At 33.8% G+C, this 23,075-nt stretch carries 13 protein-coding genes; 9 read left to right on the top strand and 4 right to left on the bottom strand.

What is annotated here, in order from left to right; genetic code table 11:
- Nucleotides 1-277: 277 nt before the first annotated feature.
- Complete coding sequence (locus tag RGRSB_RS06730) at nucleotides 278-2,227, bottom strand: cation:proton antiporter (RefSeq protein WP_119260385.1); 1,950 nt, start codon at nucleotides 2,225-2,227, stop codon at nucleotides 278-280.
- 311 nt (nucleotides 2,228-2,538) lie between these two features.
- Between RGRSB_RS06730 and RGRSB_RS06725 the strand changes: the two genes are divergently transcribed.
- Nucleotides 2,539-4,161, top strand: coding sequence for an ArnT family glycosyltransferase (locus RGRSB_RS06725; RefSeq protein WP_119260384.1), 1,623 nt, complete (start codon nucleotides 2,539-2,541; stop codon nucleotides 4,159-4,161).
- Nucleotides 4,162-6,126: 1,965 nt separating this feature from the next.
- Here RGRSB_RS06725 and glnA read toward each other — a convergent pair.
- Entirely contained in the window at nucleotides 6,127-7,548 is a 1,422-nt protein-coding gene (gene glnA / locus RGRSB_RS06720) for a type I glutamate--ammonia ligase (RefSeq protein ID WP_119260383.1), read from the bottom strand.
- A gap of 1,445 nt (nucleotides 7,549-8,993) precedes the next feature.
- Here glnA and clpS point away from each other — a divergent pair.
- From clpS to RGRSB_RS11125, 3 genes are all read left to right on the top strand, one after another.
- The gene (gene clpS / locus RGRSB_RS06710; protein ID WP_119260996.1) at nucleotides 8,994-9,287 is read left to right on the top strand and encodes an ATP-dependent Clp protease adapter ClpS; all 294 of its coding nucleotides are present in this window, start codon (nucleotides 8,994-8,996) and stop codon (nucleotides 9,285-9,287) included.
- 4 nt (nucleotides 9,288-9,291) lie between these two features.
- Nucleotides 9,292-9,588, top strand: a complete 297-nt coding sequence (locus RGRSB_RS06705) for a DUF2103 domain-containing protein (protein ID WP_119260382.1) — start codon at nucleotides 9,292-9,294, stop codon at nucleotides 9,586-9,588.
- A gap of 1,445 nt (nucleotides 9,589-11,033) precedes the next feature.
- Complete coding sequence (locus tag RGRSB_RS11125) at nucleotides 11,034-11,117, top strand: sortase B protein-sorting domain-containing protein (RefSeq protein WP_119260995.1); 84 nt, start codon at nucleotides 11,034-11,036, stop codon at nucleotides 11,115-11,117.
- A gap of 1,034 nt (nucleotides 11,118-12,151) precedes the next feature.
- Here the strand turns inward: RGRSB_RS11125 and RGRSB_RS06695 are convergent.
- A complete protein-coding gene (locus RGRSB_RS06695; RefSeq protein ID WP_119260381.1) occupies nucleotides 12,152-14,869 on the bottom strand; it encodes a CBS domain-containing protein in 2,718 nt (905 codons plus the stop codon).
- Nucleotides 14,870-16,036: 1,167 nt separating this feature from the next.
- Here RGRSB_RS06695 and RGRSB_RS06690 point away from each other — a divergent pair.
- Genes RGRSB_RS06690 through RGRSB_RS10940 form a run of 3 tightly spaced genes read left to right on the top strand, consistent with a single transcriptional unit; the run spans nucleotide 16,037 to nucleotide 17,443 of the window.
- Nucleotides 16,037-16,717, top strand: coding sequence for a hypothetical protein (locus RGRSB_RS06690; RefSeq protein ID WP_232014485.1), 681 nt, complete (start codon nucleotides 16,037-16,039; stop codon nucleotides 16,715-16,717).
- A 45-nt stretch (nucleotides 16,718-16,762) separates the two neighbouring features.
- Nucleotides 16,763-17,134, top strand: coding sequence for a glycosyltransferase (locus RGRSB_RS10945; protein ID WP_338063347.1), 372 nt, complete (start codon nucleotides 16,763-16,765; stop codon nucleotides 17,132-17,134).
- 12 nt (nucleotides 17,135-17,146) lie between these two features.
- Nucleotides 17,147-17,443: a hypothetical protein gene (locus RGRSB_RS10940; protein ID WP_338063326.1), complete on the top strand. Its 297-nt coding sequence runs from the start codon at nucleotides 17,147-17,149 to the stop codon at nucleotides 17,441-17,443.
- Nucleotides 17,444-19,075: 1,632 nt separating this feature from the next.
- Here the strand turns inward: RGRSB_RS10940 and RGRSB_RS06680 are convergent.
- The gene (locus RGRSB_RS06680; RefSeq protein WP_119260379.1) at nucleotides 19,076-20,092 is read right to left on the bottom strand and encodes a type I glyceraldehyde-3-phosphate dehydrogenase; all 1,017 of its coding nucleotides are present in this window, start codon (nucleotides 20,090-20,092) and stop codon (nucleotides 19,076-19,078) included.
- A 403-nt stretch (nucleotides 20,093-20,495) separates the two neighbouring features.
- On the opposite strand from RGRSB_RS06680, the gene murC reads away from it, so the two are divergent.
- The gene (gene murC / locus RGRSB_RS06675) at nucleotides 20,496-21,923 is read left to right on the top strand and encodes a UDP-N-acetylmuramate--L-alanine ligase (protein ID WP_232014608.1); all 1,428 of its coding nucleotides are present in this window, start codon (nucleotides 20,496-20,498) and stop codon (nucleotides 21,921-21,923) included.
- Between the two features lie 141 nt (nucleotides 21,924-22,064).
- Nucleotides 22,065-22,991 (top strand): UDP-N-acetylmuramate dehydrogenase, encoded by a 927-nt coding sequence (gene murB / locus RGRSB_RS06670; protein WP_119260377.1) that lies wholly within the window; start codon nucleotides 22,065-22,067, stop codon nucleotides 22,989-22,991.
- The last annotated feature ends 84 nt before the right edge of the window (nucleotides 22,992-23,075 follow it).

Genomic DNA, 23,075 nt, shown 5'->3' with positions numbered 1-23,075 from the left:
AAAACAAAAATCTGCCGGGGGAGTTATTTATTTTCGTTCTTACCCCCCCCAAAGTCCTTTAGTGAGCCGATCCATTGCCATTGTAGTCATCAGAGTTATAGAATCCATTTTTTGTTCCGAAAAAGAGGCTCGAAACAATAAATAAACCGGTCAAAATTACTAAAACTAATTTAACATCCATAATATATTGAGTGACTTCCTACTCTAATTCTTTAATGTCGAACAACAAATAGTATAGCTGTTGATGTTTTTGATGCCTTCAAAAGTGATAACTTTCTTAAGAGTTCACGGTCTGTTGAAAAAAGTTCTCCCTAGTAGATTCATCCACAGGGGAAGCAATGGGGACTTCTTCGACTTCTGGTAAAGGCTCTACTACCAACTCTTTCAACTCCTTAGAACTTTTAATACCACCGGATAGGCGTTTAAGCAGTTTGGGACGAGGATCATGAAGTAGATAAATAATTTCATCATCTTGTTGCCAATCTTGAGTCGCTTTAACCACCTGTAAGCTTCCTTGTCGTTTGATTAATAGAGGTAATAGTTCTCCTGATCGAATCAAGGCTTGAAAATGAGCTTGTTGTAAGGAAAGTCCAGGTTCTTTAAATTGGGTTTTCCCTAACTTCATTTGTTCTTCCCGCAAGTATTGATTCCAAGTTTTAATTAATTGTTGGTCTATGAAAGCTGCATTAACTTTGGTTTTGTTTGTCGTAGAATTATTAGGTGTATTACTCGGAAAGACTGCAAATACTCTAGGGGGTTGAAATTCTTCCACCGCTCGCTGAGCTAAGACAAGATTGACTTCTCCATTACTGGTCAAAGCCATAAAATTTCCCATTGAATCGATCCCTGCTTGTTCTAGAACGTCAGGATCTAGTCCACTGCTTTGAAATACTGATAAACCTTCAGCTTCAGCTTGCTGACATGCTTCAGGATCTGTATCAATCAACACAACAGACTCTCCCTGTTGTTGAAATAGTCTTCCAATTAAGCGTCCTATATCGTTACCCCCGACAATAACTGCCCCGGTAGCCTCTATAGAATTAATCTTTAATGCTTTGGCAACCCAACGGGCTGATAATCCTTGAACAAAGACAGTCATCATAATCGTTAAGAACACTAAGGCCTTAATCGACTCTCCACCGTTAATCCCCTTTTCTGTTAGTAAAATGGCAAATAAGGAAGCAACAGAGGCCGAAACAATTCCTCGTGGGGCAATCCAAGCTAAAAAGAGTTTTTGCCGCCAATGAAGATCACTGTTCCATGTACACAGAACAACACTGAGCGGTCTGACCACTAACATCAGGATGAGAACGGTGAACACACTTCCCCATCCTAAAGCAAAAATACTATCAATGGAAAGATCAGCTGCCAAAAGAATGAAGAGAACCGAGACACAAAGAACAGTTAATTGTTCTTTAAACCGCCGTAATAAGCGTTCTTCTGGAACAGAGGAAGCTCTAACTACAATTCCGGCAACCACGGTAGCCATCAGTCCCGATTCACTGCGACTGAGTTGAGCTAGTCCAAATAATCCCCAGACTCCCGCTAAAACAACCAGATTTTTCAAATCTTCTGAAATAAAACTGGTATTTTTAAGGATAAAGCCCAGTAAAGCTCCACTAAGTCCCCCAATAATTGCTCCAATCCCTAATCGTAGGAGAACGCTACCAAAAATTTCTACCGGACTTGCATTACTGTTCAGAATAGTATCTAAAACTACCACTGCTAAGATGGCTCCTACCGGATCAATGAGAACTCCTTCGCTTTCGAGAAGAGTAGCCACTTGACGATCCACTGAAACCTGTTTAAGTAAGGGACTAATTACTGTAGGTCCGGTAACTACCACTAACGCCGCGTAGAGAAAAGCAATAGACCAGGGAAATTCCGCCAACCAATGGGCTGCCATACCGCCACCAATTAAGGTAACAAGAATACCAATGGTGACGAGATTTTGCAAGCTACCTGATACTTTTCCTAAATCTCGCAGTTCTAGGCTTAATCCTCCTTCGAATAAAATAATAGCCACAGATAAGGCAACCAAAACTTCTAGTCCTACTCCTAGTTGATGAGGATAGAGAAAGTTCAAGACATCAGGTCCAAGTAAAATTCCAAACAGTAGCAAAAAAACAATACTTGGAACCTTGAAAAATTCAGCGGTCACTTGGGCAGTAATGCCAGCAAGAACAGCGATCACAATTTGCAGGGTCAGTTGAAACGATCCTTCCATAGGCTTACTTCAGTGGCCGGCAATGTTTAAAGGGACGATTACTATCGATGACTTTCAGCTTCAAATTAATAGCTTATTGCAGCCTCAAATTTTCCCTAAATATTAAAATAATAGGACTTTACAGTTTCATAGTCACTCTGGGTATTCTAACATTTAGATTCTAGAAGCCGTCATCCAGTCAACAATTAAATTAAATGATGGACCAATACTAGATATTGAATCCGATAAATGTGATTGGTTCAGCTTCTAGGGAACACTCGATCATCCTAGTATTCTTTTTGTCTCTTATTTATCACCTTTATTTCCCTAAGATGAATCATCTGACATTTGTTTGGAATAAATCACAGGACCAAGGACCACCAGAAAATCACTGGCGAGAATTTTCGGTTTGGGCTGGATTATTCTTAACAGCTTTCCCCCTGTTTAGTTTTAATTTAGCGTCCCCTTTTCTCGATGGGCAAGAAAGTTTAGTAGCTCAGATGGCTAAGGAAATGGTCAATAATAACTTTTTATCGGGTCGATGGCTCTTTCCGACTCTTTGGGGTGAATCCTATCATCAGCACCCCCCTTTAGGTATTTTTTTTATTGCTCTTACTTATCTTTGGGGAGGGGTCGGAGAAGAAACAACCCGCTTGTCAGGTGGAATACTAGCTGCTCTTTCCATTCCCTTGCTCTATGGTCTCGGACGCGAGGCGTTTGGTAGACGAATGCCAGCTTTGTTTTCCGCCTTGATTTTTTTAACCCTATTTCCTGTAGTGCGCCAAGGGCGGTCAGCTTGGTTGGATGGAGCAGTTATTTGTTTTGAAATTCTCACAATGTGGTGCGTTTTGCGATCACGCCGAGATCTTCGTTGGTCTATTGGGGTAGGTTTAAGTCTTTCGTGTTTATTCCTCACCCAAGGAGTCATAAGCTTATGTGTGAGTGTTGCTATTTTGCTTTTTCTGGTATGGGATACCCCACGACTGTTAAACAGTGACTATTTCTGGCTAGGAATCATCTTGGGGTTAATACCAGCGATTACCTGGTATGGTTGCCAATGGATCTTGTTTGGTTCAGCCTCGATTGAGGGAATCTTTCTAGTTCCTTTTCAAGAACACCAAGGAATCTTTCGAGGATTATGGAGTCTCTATGGACTACAATTTGTCACTTTTTCCTTCCCTTGGCTAATTTTCGCCTATTCTGGACTGGAGTTAGCAAGAAAATCTTTGATATGGGGATGGGCAAAATTAATTTTAGTTTGGGGCGGCAGTTATTTAATAATTTTTACTGTGTTACCCTTGCCTGGAATAAGCTATCTGATACCCCTTTATCCTCCTTTGGCTTTAGCAGGCGGACTTGTGTTGGCAGAAGTTTTTGATGGGCCAAGTAAACTACCTTATCCCAAATTTTGGCAAATAGCCTTGTTTATTTTATTTGGGTTAGTTAGTCTAAGTTTTTTTAGTTTTTGGCTTAATTTTCCTGTCAATTTTGGCAATTCATCCTACCGCTTGTCTTTAATGCTCGTTTTGGCTGTTGCAGCTTCTACTTTTGCCACAACAGCAATTTTCATCACTTGTCGTAATCGTCAGTTTATCATCATATTGTTTTGGGGGATGTATGTGTCGTTGATGTTGTTAGTGAATTCTCCCTACTGGAATGGGGAAATTCAGTCTCAGAAATTCATTCAACCCTTAGCGCAGATGTTAAGGAATAGGGTTCCTCCCCACAAAGTGGTATATGCTGATTTAGCCCAAGAAAATCAAGCATTAAATTTTTATAGCGATCACCATGTTATCCCAACAACTCCTGAAACTCTTTTGCGGTACTGGCATACTCTACCTGATCCCTATTTTCTCATTACCTTAGAAACTTGGCAAAAACTTCCCCTGGAATATGTTTACCCATTGGATGAAGTCTTTCCCAATTGGTATTTAATTACCAGAATTCAAAATTAAGTCTTCGGATACAATTTAAGTTAGGCATGAGAAGAAGGAAATTAAAAATAGTGGTAATTTTCATTTTTATTAAATTTTTTTAGTATCAAGCCGTTTATTTTAAATTCGACTACTTATGAGTTATATAAGTGCTTTATTGACTTATAGAACTTTCCGAGGCTGGGTCTAATTGAGTTGAATATAAAAAATACCAGTTTAATAAGACTCTCCTTATAAACTTATTAAAGTTGGTTAAGCCATAAGTTTGTATTTAAATAAATTTAATTTTTTATTGATCTCTTCCACCACTTCTTGGGTAATTCAATTACTATGATAAATTTTAATTTCGTAAGTTCATCCACTTATTAGTTTAAAACTACTCAGAAAATTTTGGTAATTAGTTTCTGTCCACAATAGGAATTGAACGAAAACCTTATCACTCATTGTTTTAGTTTCAATAAAATCTCTTATTTTCTCTAAAATTTAGGATATTTTTTTCTCTATTTTTGTTCATTTTTTCTGCCCAAAATCTATATTTTTTAATTTAGGAATACTTATTTATAAGTTATCGTAGCTAATTTCTTATTTCTTTTTCTTTTATTTTTTAGTTTTTTTCTTGCTCTTTCACTCAGACTCTTTTTTTATTTAACTCTTTATTAATCTGTTTTATAATTAGAGGTCTATCCGATGTTACTTTAATATTAAAAAGCTTTTCAAGATTAATCTTTTTATAGAAAATCTACAAATTTATATTGACATCTTTTATTTAGCTAAGTAAATCTGAACTATAACTGAACAAACACTCTGCCACTATCTTTTTATGTCTACCAGTACTGTTATAAAATTATTTCTCTAGTGTTTTAGATTTTTCCTCTAAATAAATCTGTTTTTAGTTTTTTTTAAAAAATTTAGTTTTAAAGATATTTAAAAATATAGTTTTCATTCTTAATATCTAAGTAAAAATACAACGAGGTTAACAATTATCTAAAATAATAACTACCAACAATCAAGACTATAATGGTTCTCTAAAAACAACAGGAAACAAATCTAGTTAACCTTTTAACCTCAAGTCGAGAAGTCAAGCAAAAACGTTAACAAAACATTTACACACACTTCAATTTATCAAATATTTGATATGAATATATGTTATCAAGTTGGCGGATTATTTTTCTAGTTAAAAAATACTTACAAAGTAAAAAGAAAGTTTTGTTAATTAGTTTCACTAACTTTTACTTCATATTTTATTGATGACGAGTAACTAATTAAAATTATTGTTAACAATAATTTTAATTAGTTATTAATAATAACTAAAAAATTGGTTTATAGTTATCTATTTTGCCTTAAATTAACTTAAAAATCAATAATCTAAAATGTCGTCCAACAAAATTCTAATCTTGTCTAACTAACTCTTTAAAAAGATACCATAGTCATATTATTGCTCAGAGCATAAGCTCTGCAAAAGAAGTCTAATTGACTAGATTAAGAAATAATTTTTTACGTTGAAAAAACCTGTAACATTAAATATTCTTTAAAAGTTCGGTATCCTTACTTAATAAAAGTAATTTTCATAGCCATTGCTCACTTTGAATCAAATGAGAACTATATTTTCTTCTGAAAAAATTCTATCTGTCTAATTAAGAAATAAAATAATAATGTTGTCTCCATCAAAAATAGGAGTGATTTAGATAACAAAATACTTCAGTAGGACCGAGATTAGATTTTATATCCATAGCGCTAAAATTAAGCAAGATGTTACTTCTCTCATAAAGCTGCGACTTCTTTTTCTCTCCATAAATTTCCTTCAAACTACGTTTAAGTATGGTAAGTCACGTAAAACATTTATCTTGAACGAAAACCAATAAATTTTTATTCGTGCTGTAATCGGCCAAATCAGCCATCATGTTGATAATATTGAAAATCAATAAAATCTAAAAATTGCCACCTTCATTGGCAGCAATTATAAAGATTCAACTATTTGATAAAAGCTTAGACATCATAGTACAAAGCAAACTCATAAGGATGAGGACGTAACCGTAAAGGGTTAACTTCATTATCAAGTTTGTATTCAATCCAACTTTCGACAAAATCCTTAGTGAAAACTCCTGTATTCGTCAAGAATGCCTGATCTTTTTCAAGGGCTTCTAGCGCTGCTTCAAGAGAGCCGGGAGTTGAGGGAATCTTACTTAACTCTTCAAGGGTAAGATCGTAGATGTCCACGTCTAAAGACTGCCCTGGATCAATTTCATTCTTAATTCCATCAATCCCTGCACATAGCATCGCTGCAAATGCCAAATAGGGGTTGCATGTAGCATCAGGACATCGAAACTCCAACCGTTTAGCTTTAGGGTTGGGTCCCGATAAAGGAATACGGATAGAGGCAGAACGGTTCCCTTGAGAATAAGCTAAGTTAACAGGAGCTTCAAACCCAGGAACTAAACGCTTATAAGAGTTAGTAGTGGGATTAGTAAACGCTAACAAAGCAGGAGCGTGCCTAAGAATACCGCCAATGTAATTTAAGGCCATTTTGCTCAAATCCGCGTAACCGTCACCCCAGAACAGTGGCAGTCCATCTTTCCAGATAGACTGGTGAGTGTGCATCCCAGAACCATTGTCATTGAACACGGGTTTGGGCATAAACGTCACGGTTTTACCATATTTCCTAGCCACATTTTTTATGACATATTTGTAGGTCATTAAATAATCTGCCGCTTCGACAAGGGTAGCAAAACGAAAACCTAATTCGTTTTGTCCTCCTGTAGCTACTTCGTGGTGGTGTTTCTCAATTGGTACTCCACATTCAGCCATAGTCAGCAGCATTTCTGTACGCATATCCTGTAGGGTATCTGTCGGAGGTACAGGAAAGTAACCCTGTTTGTAGCCAGGTTTATAGGCGAGATTTCCACCGTCTTCTTTGCGTCCTGTATTCCAACGTCCTTCCACACTGTCTATGTAGTAATATCCTTTACTCTCAGTTTGGTCAAAACGAACATCATCGAAGACAAAGAATTCAGCTTCAGGTCCAAAAAAAGCAGTGTCGCCAATCCCCGTAGTTTTGAGAAATTCAACCGCTCTAGCAGCAATGGTACGAGGATCGCGGCTGTACCATTCTCCTGTACGAGGTTCCTTGATACTACAAATCATACTGAGGGTAGGTTCTTCATAAAAGGGATCGATCCAAGCCGTCGTCGGATCGGGAATCATGACCATATCAGACTCGTTGATGGCTTTCCACCCCCGAATACTCGAACCGTCGAAGGGAACCCCATCGACAAAAGAACTTTCGTCAATTTGATTGTAGTAGAATGAGCAATGTTGCCAAATCCCTGGGGTATCAATGAATTTCAGGTCAACAATTTTTATGTTGTTGTCTTGAACTATTTTCAAGACTTCTTGAGGGGTTTTAGCCATGGACAGACTCCTATTTTATTCAGCCTCAAACCACCAACCCTAAAGATAGGTCACAAGATATTTTGTATTCCATGATACAGGCATCCTTGTTTAAATCTGTAGATAATGCAAAGTTTTGAAGCTACTCTGCAACCTAAGTAGTCGGACATAAATGGACAACACTATGTTAACGCGAATTTGACAAGTTTTGAAAATATTTTTATTTTTCTCCTATTTTGCGGAGCATACTCATAATCGTAATAACCCCATCAACCCAATTTTGTTCAATCAGTAAATTGTTGTAGAAACTGTCGAGAAAACCCCTTTTAAATAAGTGGCAATTTTTTTTATTTTCCACATCATTACTAATAATTTAATTGTATTAGTTCTATAATATTTTTTTAAATATATTTTTAGGACTTCACTTTACTTACATAAAGTCTTTTTCTTCTTAGTGTTGAGAAATACACTTAAACTAAAAAATAATATCAGTTAATAATAAAAACTCTAATTAACTAATATTAACATAACTTTAGAATTTATCTATGGCAATTACTTTGAAATAGTTAGCATGTATTAATACATTACTATTTAATCACTGTTCCACCCTTTTTAGAAAAAAAGACCAAATTCTTAGATAAAGAACATCTCAATAATTAAATATATTTTTATTCTTTAAAAAACTTAGGAAGTAAATTCAAATAAAGGTTCAGCCTTGTTAGATGACATATAGAAAAAAACATTACTACTTCATAGTAGTCTATAAAAAATTGTTGACGCAGTTACTAATCTAATTAGAAATTATGATCTGACCGTACGTTATATGAGTTGGAACGCGATGGATAGACTTAATGACTATTTCCTAGTATATCTGGTATCAATGCGGCTGTGGTCATTTATACCAATTATCCTGAAGTTTTTAAGACAAGCAGGACTTCAATTATTTGAATAAGTATCTGAATTAGTTTTTCCTGGAGTAAATACTTATACTAATCTTTTTTATTTAGCTTTTCTAGAGTCTATAAACTATATATCTACGCTAGACTAGTTATCCTTTGGTAGCTGGTGATTTCAATGTTCTTGATGAATGGGAACTATCAAAAAGTTACGTTAAATCTATAACTTTTTGATAGTTCCCATTGGCTTAACAATTAAGGAAATCTAAATTATGAAAGATATGTTCAAAAACATAGTAGCTGATACTGGGGTTAAAGATATGTCATTCATCGATGAATTCTCTAATCACAGAATTCGTGGTTTTAGTGAAATTTCTGTTTAAGTTCGTCAAAAATTAATGAGATTCCTAAAGACAATCACTATTTCTCTATCAACAGTGATTACTTCTCTAAATCAAAAAAGATTGTTAGGATATAAACTTAGTGTAACTAAAATTATTTGAGAAGTACCCAGTTTGGACATTAAGAGCAATGAGTATAGGTCCGTCTATGGGAGTTAAACTAAAATTAATGGTGGCTGTCCCCTCGGTTAAACCCAAAGGGTCAACCTCAATTATACGAAATGTTTACCCTAACTATAAAGTTATAGTACTTAATGATGATTTTAATACTTTTGAGCATGTTGCTAACTGCTTAATGAAGCACATACCGAACATGACTGTTGATCACGCTTGGGAATTGACATACCAAGTTCATTATGAGGGACAGGCAATTGTTTGGGTCGGTCCTCAAGAACCTGCCGAACTTTATCACCAGCAGTTACGGCGGGAAGGATTAACTATGGCTCCTTTAGAGGAAGCTTGAAATTATGGCCAGATCTAAAGGACGGCTTGTTTGGAATCATTCAACTCACCTTCAGGGACTGATTCCTGTCCTTGAAAAGCTGATTAATTGCACCGGAATTATTACGGTTACTCCCGGGGTAATCGGCTGTTCTAAGAGTAACTATCCTTATTTAAAGTTGCGGATCTCTGTTCCCGTTCGTGGCGGTTATAAGGTGATCGCGAGACAAGGAAAAACAGTTCAAGAAGTCTTTATCGTTACAAAGTTAAGTCGTCAAGAATTGGAAACTGCTATTAACACAGTTCTTAAATTAAGAGTTTAATAAAAAAAGTAACACTCCTAACATAAGTTGGTGATGTTAACTAGTGTTCTATAGTATGGATAGTCATAAATTCTTCCAAACTACTGAACTCTGGCGAGTTTGACATCAAAAATTAAGTTTTAACCCACTATGGGATGATTGACCTCAAACTTGATTTTCGAATCATCAATGTCAGTGGCAATTACTGAGACAACTTAACTTTCCGTTTGATAAATTAGTAATTGTCGGTTCGTTGCGATTACTAATTTTTTTTGATAAGGGCCATAGGCTCGACTCTAAAAAATGGTAACAGTTATGTTTTTCCCTGAACTTATTTTAAACAACTGTCTTTTCAGACTTGGAAATAATATTACTCTAACTTAGAGAAAAGTATAAAGGCTCACAGTTAACTAAAGAATTAAAGCTACAATAATTTTGTATTTATTTAATCTCTTTGTAAAGATTGGGTTATTCATAACACCAAAATATCATTCATTTAATGAATCACCTTCGGAGAAACCCGGACTACTCATGATTATATATTTCTTGTTAAGAAAACAATTAAAATTTGTTCTTTTTGATTTTCTTGAAAAAAAATCAAAAAGAATACTTTACTCAGTTAGTAAATATCTATTACTAATAGTAATAGATTTTGTATTTTAAGAAAAACTAAATTCTATATCTTTGGACATGAATTAATAAAACCATGTTTGGAACATTTAAACCTTTTAAGATATTAAATATATTGTTTGCTTATTCTTAAATAATTAGGAAGTTATTCTGATAAAAAAACTAAGAAAGGTTTAAAATCAATAAAAAAACATTAGTTACTGTCAATAATATACTGATTTTAAATCTGGTCTAATGAACTTTTAACTTTCATATTTACTTTTCAAGTAGATATATACAAAGAAACGTTGAAAATATAATTTGTATTACTTAAATTAGTATTTTTATGATTTCTCCTTGAAGGAGATTTTCTTTTATCATCTTAGCTAAACAATATTTATATTTAAGTATATTTATGATAAGCTTATAAGCTTTTATTTGAAACTATCCCCTTCTATTAGATTTAATATATAACTAACAAAACATTTGTATACACTTAAGAATCATCAATAACAATTACTGTGTCTATAATTTCCTAATTCTTAACAATAAATTTCTCCACTTCCAAACTATTTTATTCTGAGTGTGATTATATAACTTATGTTACTGCTATCGTCAATCCATATTTATCTTAAATGTTAGATCGACTAACCAATAGTTAATCTAAACTTGATATTATAATTTTTATAAAAAAATAGAATGATTATTTGTAATCTAATCTTTAGATATAAGACATTTTTTAATAAAAAACTAATTAAAATTACTTTCTTTTTTTTATGTTTTTAATTTAACTTATGATCAGCCTAATATTTTTTAGAAAAAATCAATATCTAAATAAAAAAATAGCTACTAAATAAATACATATAGTTTTACTTACAACTATCATGGCAGTTACTTCTTTAATCCTCATCTACAAATATAGATATTTATTTTTTAAATAAAAAGTTTATTGAAACTATATATATATTTTTTATTAAATATGTATTTATACATATATAGTTTTTGCGTAACTTAATGAGATTAACTAATTAAACTAAATAGAGGTAGGATACCTATATAAGAAATTAGATTATAAATGAAAATTATAAATAAAAATCAGTAACTAACTTTTAGTTTAGAGATCAAGCCATCCCTGGTTATGAGAATATGAATTCAGTTAGTCCTAAATTTATTGAACAAAGAAGTTCAATTGAAACAGTATCAAAAAGGTACAGAATTGAGAGAATAAGTAAATCAACAATAGAATTAAGTTTAATATATTTATAGTATTATTGATCTATACAGACGGAATTAATATATAGTACGGTGCATTAGATTACGAAGTTATTAACTTAAATAAGTTACAATCACATTTTCGTATAACAGATAAGTTAAGGAAAAATTTTTTGCATATCAGGGCAACATATAAACATTTCCGTCCTCAATAAATTTGTTGAATAACTGAGGACCATGCTTCAGTATTTGCAATGGCAGGTGTTTAAATTTGTTTAATTGCTGATAGCATAGTTACGCCAGAGGCGTACTTGCTGAGGTTTGCAGGTTCAATTCTTTCCAATGATCTTCATCATAATGAATGAGGAGATAAAGCGAGATGGTAAAAGGTAGTTAATGAGTCAAGTGAACAGTATTTACTCTAATAGTTTATGAGATACTATAAAAAATTTTGAGAAGTAACAATCACAAATCACTATATACAAGTGATTCTTTTAAGACGTGGCGCAGTTGCACAATGTATAAAGTGTTTATATAGAAACAGTATTTGTCAAACAAATAGCGGTAAACAATAATCTTAAAAAGATAGTTATTGTTGACATCTAGGCAGAAGATTATGAAGTTAATGCAACTTGAAAATATTTTGAAATCTTAGCGAGAAACACTCAATAAAATTTTTTTTCTAGATGAGTAAGAACTAGTCATTCAGTTTACAAAAGGTGAGTTAGTAACAATTGAAGAATTGTAAGTCGATATAAATCGATTAATCGCTCATCATTTGTTTAACTAATTCTTCTGCTTCTTTCTTAGTTTGAATCTTCTTATCTAAAGAAGCACTTAATAACCTATCTAAAATAATTTTGTATTTAGGCCCTGGTTTATAACCCATTGTTTTTAAATCATTGCCATTTAATAGAGGCTGAACATTCGACCATTTTGTAATAAATTGCCAAATTGTGCGCCGAATTTGTTTAGAAAAACGAACCGCTACTAAAATTAAAACCGGCAATTGATATGAATTAAATAGTCTAGTTATTTCACTTGTTGTGTTATATTTTAGTAGCTTATCTTTGATATCTAATTCAATTTTTGATAATGTTTTTAAGCGTTGAATACTATCTTTTGGTAATTGAAAATCAAGAGCAATTTTACTAGATTCTGCTATCTCTAGTCGACTTATTAATACTTCTAAACGAATCAACCAATGCTCTAAATTATTTTTAGGATCGAGATATCTTAACCAGCGAGAAATATAGCGAACTTGCCACCATAATATATCATCTAAAATTAACCTATTATGCAAACATGATAAAGCGTTTAGATCAGCTAATAATTTTAAAGATGGTTTCCAATAATTAGCTTCTAAAATATATTTTAATTCCGTTTTTAATCTAGTTTTTAACGCAGGAACTGCATAATTTTTGATTATTAACTGGTCATAAATACCGCTTTTAACTGCATTGTTAATATAAGCTTTTGTTTGGGGTTCAATTTCAAATCCCAACCGCACAGCAAAGCGTACTGCCCGATAAATTCTGGTAGGATCTTCAATGAAACTATTAGCATGAAGTGCTCGAATTTTACGCAATTGCAGATCTAACATCCCCCCAAAAAAGTCTAACAACTCCCCTTCCCTTGGGGACGTCAACCTAACCGCTAGAGCATTGATTGTAAAATCTCTTCGATATAAATCTTGACGAATAGAACTCGCTTCAACTTTCGGATTAGCTGCAGGATAAGGATAAAATTCCGTTCTTGAAGTGGCAATATCTACCCATAAGGACCCTAATTGGGGATCTCTATGCCATGATAAAGCAGCCGTTTGGAATTCTCCATGTACTGATAGCCTAGAATTTGGGAAAGTTTTTCGTAGGGTTGAAGCTAATTCAACCCCAGCTCCCACATCAGCGGAATGACGAAACCCATCGACAACTAGATCAATATCCTGTAGTAATAAAAATTTCTCTTCTTTTGATAAAAAAAAATCTCGGACTGCCCCACCAACTATATACAAATGCCAGCCCTGTTTTTCTGCTTCTTTTGCAGCAAATTGCAAAAATTTCCAAATAGGAGAAGATAAACGCTGACTAATAGAAGGTAAAAAAGAAGAAACTAAGGGAATTAGTTTACTATTGTTATCTTGTTTTTTTCTTCGATCTTGATAAATTTGCCGTAATAAATCGGTTCGCGTAACAATTCCTAATAATTTATTGTTTTCAACAACAGGTAATCTTTCCACATCATTAGTTACCATCATTGATTCAATTTCAGGTAGCATAGTATCAGGAGTAATAGTTTTAAGATGTTGTGCTATATATCCTTTTACTGGGGTATGACTAAGTCCATGATGAAAAGCTAAATCAATATCTCGACGAGAAATAATGCCTACTAAGTGATCACTTTCATCTACGACTGATAATCCCGAATGACCATAGCGAAATAATATTTTTTGCGCTTGTTCTATAGTTGTCTCTGGGCGAATTGTCCTAACAGGAAAAGACATTAAATCTCTAGCGGTTAAAGGGTAAGGGATTTGGGTTATCAATTCTTGAAATAACTTATCTAAAGTGCTTTTAGGTTCTACCCCGTGGAACTTTAAATAAACAGCTTGTTCATGTCCTACTCCCCCATAAACTTGAAATAATTGATTAAGATTAATGCCCTCAATTCTGGTGCGACCAATAATCGTTAGACACCCTTTTTTATAAGGTTTGTCATTACGATTTTTATCATAAAAATGACCTAATAATAAGGCATCACTTTTAGTTAATTTAATTAATTTTTTAGCTAAATTAGATAACCCAGAAATAAGAGTTTCTGTTGTTAATAAAACTGAAGTGATAGTGTAACCATTAATGTCAGTTTTTTGAAAATTTTCTAACGCTTCTTGTAAGAATTGTTGTAATTTTGAAGAAAAACCAGAATCGCAATATTCAGCAATGGTTTTTATATTTGCCCCCTTTTCCATTAACCAAGCTAGGGCATAGGCATCACGGGGAGTAGACTGAGAAAAAGTAAGAGAGCCCGTATTGACATGAATACCCAAAGCCATCACCGTTGCTTCGATAGGATTAGGATAAACGCTTTCTCGTTGCATTCTCTCCACTATAAGGGTTGTAGTTGCCCCGACAGGTTCAATTTCAGTGAATGTAGCGGGAATGTCTAAACCTGAAGTAGTGTCAAGGTGGTGATCATAGATTTCAATAATTTTAATATGAGGTAAATCAAACCAAGAGGACACTGTTCCTAGGTGATCGTATTTTTGACTATTCACCACCATTAAAGTACGAATTTGTTCAGGATTAATGCTAGACAGTTCAATTAGGGACAATTTGTCTCTGTAAAGGGCTAAAAAATCTTTAACTGCTGGATGTACGCCCCCCGCAAGGACAATTCGACTATCTATTTTAAGGCAAGAAAGTCCTACGGCTGCCCCTAGTGCGTCAAAATCTACGGTCTGACGACATAAAATTAAATCCATAGTTGGCTTAGATGCGTTTATATTGATGAATATAAATTAAAAGATAATCTATCTTTAACCTCAATTGTTAAAATATAATCTATAAGGTAAATATTTTTTAATAAAAATTTTTCTAATTAAATAACTGGGAGTTAGCGATCAGTTTAATTAATTGTCGATTTCCGGATATAAAATAATCGGCTTGACCAACTTGAACTGTTGAACATATAAAAATATAGCTCTTCTAGGCTGAGTTCTGATGCATACAGAATTAGTGACTAATGACTTCTGAGACTTTCATTATAGCTGTATTTCAAAACTCCAAAAACTTGGCTATTACAGAAATAATTGCAATAAGTGTACGATTTAGTTCACTCCAGACCTGAGTAATATTTTTCCTGACCGATTTTTACTATTTAGTCTTTTTCCTAGTCGTAATCGCAAAAGTTAATTATCAAATTAATGCTTAAAAAATCAAAAAAGAAAAAATAGAAATAAAATTTATTCATTAATTCTATTTATTAATAATAGGAATAAAACTATACTATGGATATAGTATAGTTTTATGAAACTTGTTTGACTTAACTTATGTTCACAAGAAAGTACAATATTGACTGCTTCTTTTCTGGACATTTAGTTCATAAAGCACTTAATATTTTTATTTTTTTAGTTAAACGTTTATATTTTATTATTATAACGAATCGGATAAAAACCTGTTAAAATATCAAAATGGTTTCAATCTATATAGTAATCTGAGACTCCAGTCCTAACGGGGATCATAGTTAATATGGCTAAATTAACAATATTACCGACTAAATGAATTTTTTTTTAAAAAAAGGCTACGTATTATTGATTCGAATCCATAAACAACAACAGAATTCATAATTGATAACACAGGTATTTTGTCTAATAAATCTATTTTGCGATTTTATTTAGTTACGCTAAAGTACTAGTGCCCAAACCATTCTGGGGAATTTGACTTGTTAACAAAAATCTCCCTTAAAAAATCCTAGAACAGCTCGTGTAAAAATACTTAAAGTGTAAGGTAAGACTTGACCAATCAACGATATAGTGAACATCAGAACAATTTTTCGTTAGGCTACCTCGGTGACACAGGTTTCATTTCAGTCTAGACAACCCCAGTATCTTCTCTCACCTTCATTGTTGAAATGTTTCAAGGATTCAATAATGACTATCCTGAGCCAAAGAAGATGGCGTAAAAGGGGATTATGGTTAATGGGGTCAACCGGTCTAACCTTTATGGTTGCTTGGGATTGGAAACTAGTACTAGCAACCACCACAGGTGTTCTCTTAATGATACTAATGTATCAAATTCAAGGGGGAAACTGGCAACGTCGATGGTCGTACTACCGTGAATTTCTCAGAGGATTCTCAGGTAAATTAATCCTAGCAGTGAGTAGTGGAGGTTTAGGTGCTATATTAGCCTACATTGCTGCATCTGTCTGGGCTAATTCAGAAAACCGTTGGTTAGCTATAGGATTTATTACACAAGGGATAGGAACCCTAATCAGTCTTGGACTGTTGCTCTGGCAAATCGTTCAAGTTAGAGAGGAGAGTTATGAAAATCAATTTAATCAATGGAAATTAGATTTAACTAGTACTGATCCTCTTAAACGATTAATTGCTGTTAGAAGTTTGGCAAATCTTTTAAAGAAACAGTGGTTTAACCATCATTACCACCAGCAGCTTAGAGATTATTTTAAATTAATGTTAACCAAAGAAACAGAATCATTAGTTTGTCAAGGAATTTTAGAGGGATTGGCAACGTGTAATGAACAACAAGTACCTAATTTGAGAAAAGATACAAAAACTAGTCTGAAGCAAGAATTTAGGATTCATAAGGCGTAAATCGTTTTATATATAAAGTAATTATTATTTTATATAAAAGATTAAATAATAGAGATTAGTATTGTTATTCCTGTATTAAATGAAGAAACTTTTATCATAAAAACCTTGAATAATATGCAGAAAAATGAAGCTATCGAAGTAATTATTGTTGATGGTGTAAGTAAAGATAATACCGTTCAATTAGTGCAGAATATGGGAGTAAAAATAATAAAGCTTACTCAAGCTAGTCAAGTATTACAAATGAATCAAGGGACATTATTAGCAACAGGAAATATTCTTTTATTTCTTCATGTAGATACTATATTACCCCAAGGATATGATGAACTGATACTTAATAGTTTTTCAAACTCAAAAATCGTTGGGGGAGCGTTTCAATTAAAGATGGATCTTTCCCTATTTTCACTCCGTTTAATTTAAATTTTAGTTAACTTGCGATCACAAATTTTCTCTATTCCTTATGGTTATCAAGCAATTTTTGTTAATACCTCAGGATTTCGAGAAATAGGAGGGTTTACAAACTTGCCCATCATGGAAGATTTCGAGTTTATGCAAAAACTCAACAAACGAGGTAAAATCTTCATCGTATCAGCTAAAGTAGTAACCTCTATCCGTCGTTGGCTAAAATTAGGAGTAATTAAAACAACGCTCATTAATCAACTAATTATTCTAGGATACTATCTAGGAGTTCCTCCGAAGAAATTAGCGCAATGGTATCGAGGGAAATAATGAATCTATATATCTAAACAATATTCATAATTAAAAATTAATATCTCTTAAAATTAACTTTTATAAGATAGAAATTTTTGAAATATATCAAAATTGATATTGTTTATTATGACTACGAAAATATCAAGGATTTTGATGCCAAAATCCTTGATATTTTAAAAATAAACAAAACTTTTAAAGAATAAAAGAACATTCTAAGCTAGATTTAAGAGTAAGAAATTAAAAATATGAGTATACTTTTTTGATCTTGCTCTTAGGATTAGTAACTAAAAATATTCTGGACTAAGACATATTGCCTTTAAAATCTAAAGTTTATAGAAAATTATTGCTAATTTAGATTTTAAAAAAGTTAAGATTATAAAGAGTTATGATTTATGAATTGATAAGTTAAAAACGCAATTTTTAACGAAAAATACCAATTATATTTTAATTTATACAAAAAATAAAGATTAGAATAAAAAAGTAAATATCTAATAACTGTAGACTTTAACTACTGCCGTAAATAATTAATGATTAAAGAATAAATAATAGAACTATTAATTGATATATTTTGTATAATCAACGGTATAATACCAAGAGTACAGGAATATTTTTTAGTCAAAAATTTTCTCAATTTTGTAATTAAGTTACATTAGATAAAAATACAAAAATATATAAATAAGATAGCTTAAAATAAGCTCTAAATATAACCATTTATATGTTCTATATGCTTGTCTATGAACTTACCTTATATTAATTCTTTAGGCTATTAAAGAACTAATATATATGATTTTTATCTCTATTTTTCATGAGTTTTTTGAAAAAATTGACTAGATATTCTAAGAATTAGAAGAAAAAATTCATGATTTAATCAATGGTGTTTAATATTTACATGAGGTGTACATCAACTCTAATTGTATCTATACAGAAAGGGTTATATTTTTCGTCTTTGTGGTAAAATAACTTATACAATTGTTAGTAATCTATCCTCAAAAATAATTCAAATGTTGAATAGCTTGTTTTATAAGCTCGTAGCAAAATCTATAGATTTTTATCCAGTATAATTAAGAAAAAATCGATGCTATTAATAACCGAATTTATAATATAGGCAATAATGGGATTTATAAAATGGAATTTACAACAACTAAAGAGGCTCAAAAATAAAATATTATTTTTCCGTCTTAAACTTTAAATTGGTTTAGAAAAAAAGTAATTTAACTACTACAACATAGTTAGACTATCTAATTAATTGAAGTATACTAGCAAATATTTGCTAGTATACTTCAATTTTAAGTCGACATATATTAGTTATTTTAAATATGAAAATTGTCGTATTTTTGAGTACGATAGTTTATTCGTATATGTACGGTAACTACATCAGTTTTTTAACATCACTGAAGCGATTAGTTTTAAGCACATTAAAAGTTACTTTTATAAAAGTCATATAGCCATCAATTCCACGGGAATTGTACTCATTAAACCTAGGATTGATTCTACTGAATCTTATGAAAGAGATTATAAACTTATTTTGTTAAAAATCTCAATATTATAAATAATATATAAAATAATCAAATGAGAGAAACTAAAAACAGCTATCTTTATCACCCAACATAATAACAACCCTTAACTTCTCCAGTATCTACCTAACTAGGATTAACCTTTCCAGTTGCGAGCAACGATTTCAGCTAAGTCTACAACCCGTTGAGAATATCCCCACTCATTGTCATACCAAGCAACGACTTTAACCATGTCGCCACTCATTACCATGGTTAAGCTAGAATCGATAATAGAAGAATGGTCAGTTCCACGATAGTCACAGGAAACTAAAGGTAAGTCGTTGTATAAAATAATACCCTTCATAGAACTCTGAGAAGCTTCTCGCAGCACGTCGTTCACTTGTTCGGCAATGGTGTTTTTCTTAACCTGTACGACTAAGTCCACAACAGAAACATTAGGAGTAGGAACTCGCATCGCAATCCCATTAAGCTTACCTTTCATCTCAGGAATGACCAAAGCAACTGCTTTAGCTGCTCCTGTGAATGTAGGAACAATATTAACGGCAGCAGCTCGCGCTCGACGTAAATCACGGTGACTAGCATCAAGAATGCGTTGATCTCCTGTGTAACTGTGGGTGGTGGTCATAGTTCCTTTGATGATACCAAAATTATCATGGATAACCTTTACCACGGGAGCCAAACAGTTGGTAGTACAACTGGCATTACTTATCACATTATATTTATCATGATCGTAGTCTTTATGATTAACCCCAACCACATAGGTTCCTACCTTATTATCCTTACTCGGAGCAGTGATCAAGACTTTTTTTGCTCCTGCGACTAAGTGCTTAGAAGCACTTTCTTCAGTAACAAAAACCCCAGTAGATTCGATAATCAAATCAACTCTCCACTTAGTCCAAGGTAAATTTAGAGGGTTGCGCTCAGAAACACATTTAATCGTTTTTTCGTTAACGATGAGGGAGTTTTCATCAACCTGAATATCTGCGTCTAACTTACCTAAGATCGAATCATATTTAAGTAAATGGGCATTGGTTTTAGAATCAGAGATATCGTTGATTCCAACCAATTCTAGCTGACTATCTCTCCGTCCCAACCAACATCGTAGAAAATTACGTCCAATACGTCCGAACCCGTTGATGGCTACTCTAATCACTCTATTTTTCCTTCTGTGCCTAAGATCAATACATTAAATATTTATTAATGACCCCAATCATACCGTTAAAGACTGAAAAACTCGAGCCTTAAATTACAATTTTTTTTAACCGGACAAATTTAGTCATGAACAGTAAACTTCCAAGATAATAATGGCAAAATATAGAATAAATCTAATTTTAACTCCTTCTTAGCTACCCTGATTAAGGTAAAAAACAGTACCAAACACCACAATCAATAAAAACACAATTGATGACCAAGTGGTCAGTTTTTGATATCATAGCCCGTAATTAATAAGCAACGACGTTTTGCGGTAATCGTGCGGTGTGTCAGGAGATGTAACGGTGAAAACGGTTGATTTTAGTGGACGGCCTTTCCATTTCATCGGAATCGGCGGAATAGGGATGTCGGCTTTAGCTTATGTTCTAGCTAAGCGTCAGATTCCCGTGTCTGGTTCTGATTTACGATCAAGTCATATTACAAAAAGATTGCAAGAAATTGGAGCGCATATTTTTAGTCGTCAAGAAGCGACTAACCTAGAACTCTTTCACTCCAACAACGGACAAATCACTGAACCTGTCCCACCTTTGGTCAATAATTCGACAACATCTTCGGTTAATCAAAATGGACATGATCACGAATTGAGTTCGAAAGGGATTTTAACTAAACAGTTACCTCAAGTTATATTTTCAACAGCGATTGCTCAAGATAATTCAGAATATCGGGCTGCCCAGGAAAAGGGATGTCCGATTTTCCACCGTTCTGATGTCTTAGCCGCTTTAATTAAAGATTATCAAAGCATTGCGGTGGCCGGAACTCATGGGAAAACCACTACTAGCAGTCTTTTAGGTTACGTGCTGCTCAAAGCAGGACTTGATCCAACTATTATCGTTGGAGGAGAAGTAGATGCTTGGAAAGGTAACGCTCATTTTGGTTCTGGCAAATACTTAGTAGCTGAAGCCGATGAATCCGACGGCTCTCTAGTGAAACATTTTCCCAGTATCGGAATTGTCACTAATATTGAACTTGATCATCCGGATCACTACAAAAGTCTAGAAGATGTAGTCAAAACTTTCAAAATTTTTGAAACTCAATGTGAAATATTAGTAGGGTGTGTTGACTGTGAAACAGTGAGAACACAGCTAAACCCCACTATTACCTATAGTCTTGATATTCATCAAAAAGCAGATTACATTGTTAAGGAAATTACTTATAGTCTTGAGAACACAACGTTTGAAGTTTGGGAAAGAGGGCAGTTTTTGGGGCAAATGTGTCTAACCATTCCGGGAAAACATAATGTTAGTAATGCTTTAGCTACTGTAGCTGTAGGGCGCAAATTGGGACTGGAATTTAAGATAATTGCTGAAGCATTAGCTACCTTTACCGGGGCAAAACGGCGTTTTGAATACCGGGGTCAAACTCATGGTATTACGTTTATTGATGATTACGCTCATCATCCTAGTGAAATCCGAGCTACCCTCTCGGCAGCTCGTTCTAAGGTTGAGCAAAACTCTCGTGTGGTTGCTGTTTTTCAACCTCATCGTTATAGTCGCACCGCTACATTTTTAGAAGAATTTACCACTTCTTTTCAAGATGCAGATTTTATTGTTCTAACTGATATTTACAGTGCAGGGGAAGCTAATGTTGCTAACATCACAAGTCAAGACTTAGCTAATGAGATTAAACGTCATCATTGTGAGGTGATTTATCAACCCTCTTTAGAAGCTTTGATTGAATCTCTTCCTAAACTCTTGCGACCTGGAGACTTAGTTTTGTTTTTAGGCGCGGGGAATCTTAATCAAATTATTCCCCAGGTAATCGCTGGTTTTTGAAACATCCTATCAGTTTTAGGGTTTCAAGTTTTTTTTAAGATTTAGTCTTGACTCCATTTCTCAGACCCTTGTGTCTGGAAACAATTTAAATGATTTTCAATTCACCGTCTTCAATTGACCTCCCATTAAACTAGCAAACTAATGATTAAAGCTTTATCTTCTCCGATCCGACTGCCAGCAGCCAATTGTCATATTTTCCCTAATTTTTCTCTAGCTAATCAAACTTCCTATCGAGTAGGAGGTGAAGCTCAATGGTATGTGGCTCCCCGTACCTGGGAAGCTTTACAAGCAACTTTTGAATGGTTTCAAAAGCAAGACATTCCTCTAATATTATTGGGGGCAGGTTCTAATCTTTTGATTAGCGATCGTGGAATCGATGGCTTGGTGCTAAGCACCCGCTATCTACGTTATCGTGACTTTAACCCCGAAACAGGACGTGTTACTGTAGCAGCTGGTGATCCTGTTGCTAAAATTGCTTGGGAAGCTGCTAGACGGGGCTGGCGTGGCTTGGAATGGGCGGTAGGTATTCCGGGGACTGTAGGGGGAGCAGTAGTGATGAATGCGGGAGCTCATCGTCAGTGTGCTGCTGATTGTTTGGTCAGTGCAATGGTAGTATCTCCTGATGGCACAGTAGAAACTCTAACCTCCAAAGACCTTAACTATAGTTACCGCACTTCTTCCTTACAAGGAGCTGAAAAACTTGTTTTAGAAGCTACTTTTCAATTAGAGATGGGATTCAGTCGTCAAGAAGTTATGGTAACTACTCAACACAATCTCCAACAGCGCAAAAGTTCTCAGCCTTATGATAAACCTAGTTGTGGAAGTGTATTTCGTAATCCTACTTCTCATGCTGCAGGATGGTTGATTGAACAATTAGGCTTAAAAGGATATCGTATTGGCAACGCAGAAATCTCTCATCGTCATGCTAATTTTATCCTTAACTGTGGTCAAGCTAAAGCACAGGATATTTTTCGCCTGATTTATCATGCTCAAGAACAAGTAGAAGCTCGTTGGTCTTTATTACTGGAACCAGAAGTCAAAATATTAGGTGAGTTTTCTGCTTCCTAAGGCTGTCAGAAACACCACAGGAATACTAAGATTAACTAATGGAGTTCCCCATTAGGCTCTAGCTCATTATCATTAGAATCAATA

The organism is cyanobacterium endosymbiont of Rhopalodia gibberula, from assembly GCF_003574135.1.
Classification (GTDB): domain Bacteria; phylum Cyanobacteriota; class Cyanobacteriia; order Cyanobacteriales; family Microcystaceae; genus Rippkaea.
The sequence above is the reverse complement of the archived record's forward strand: the minus strand, read 5'-3'. Positions and strand labels throughout refer to the sequence as shown.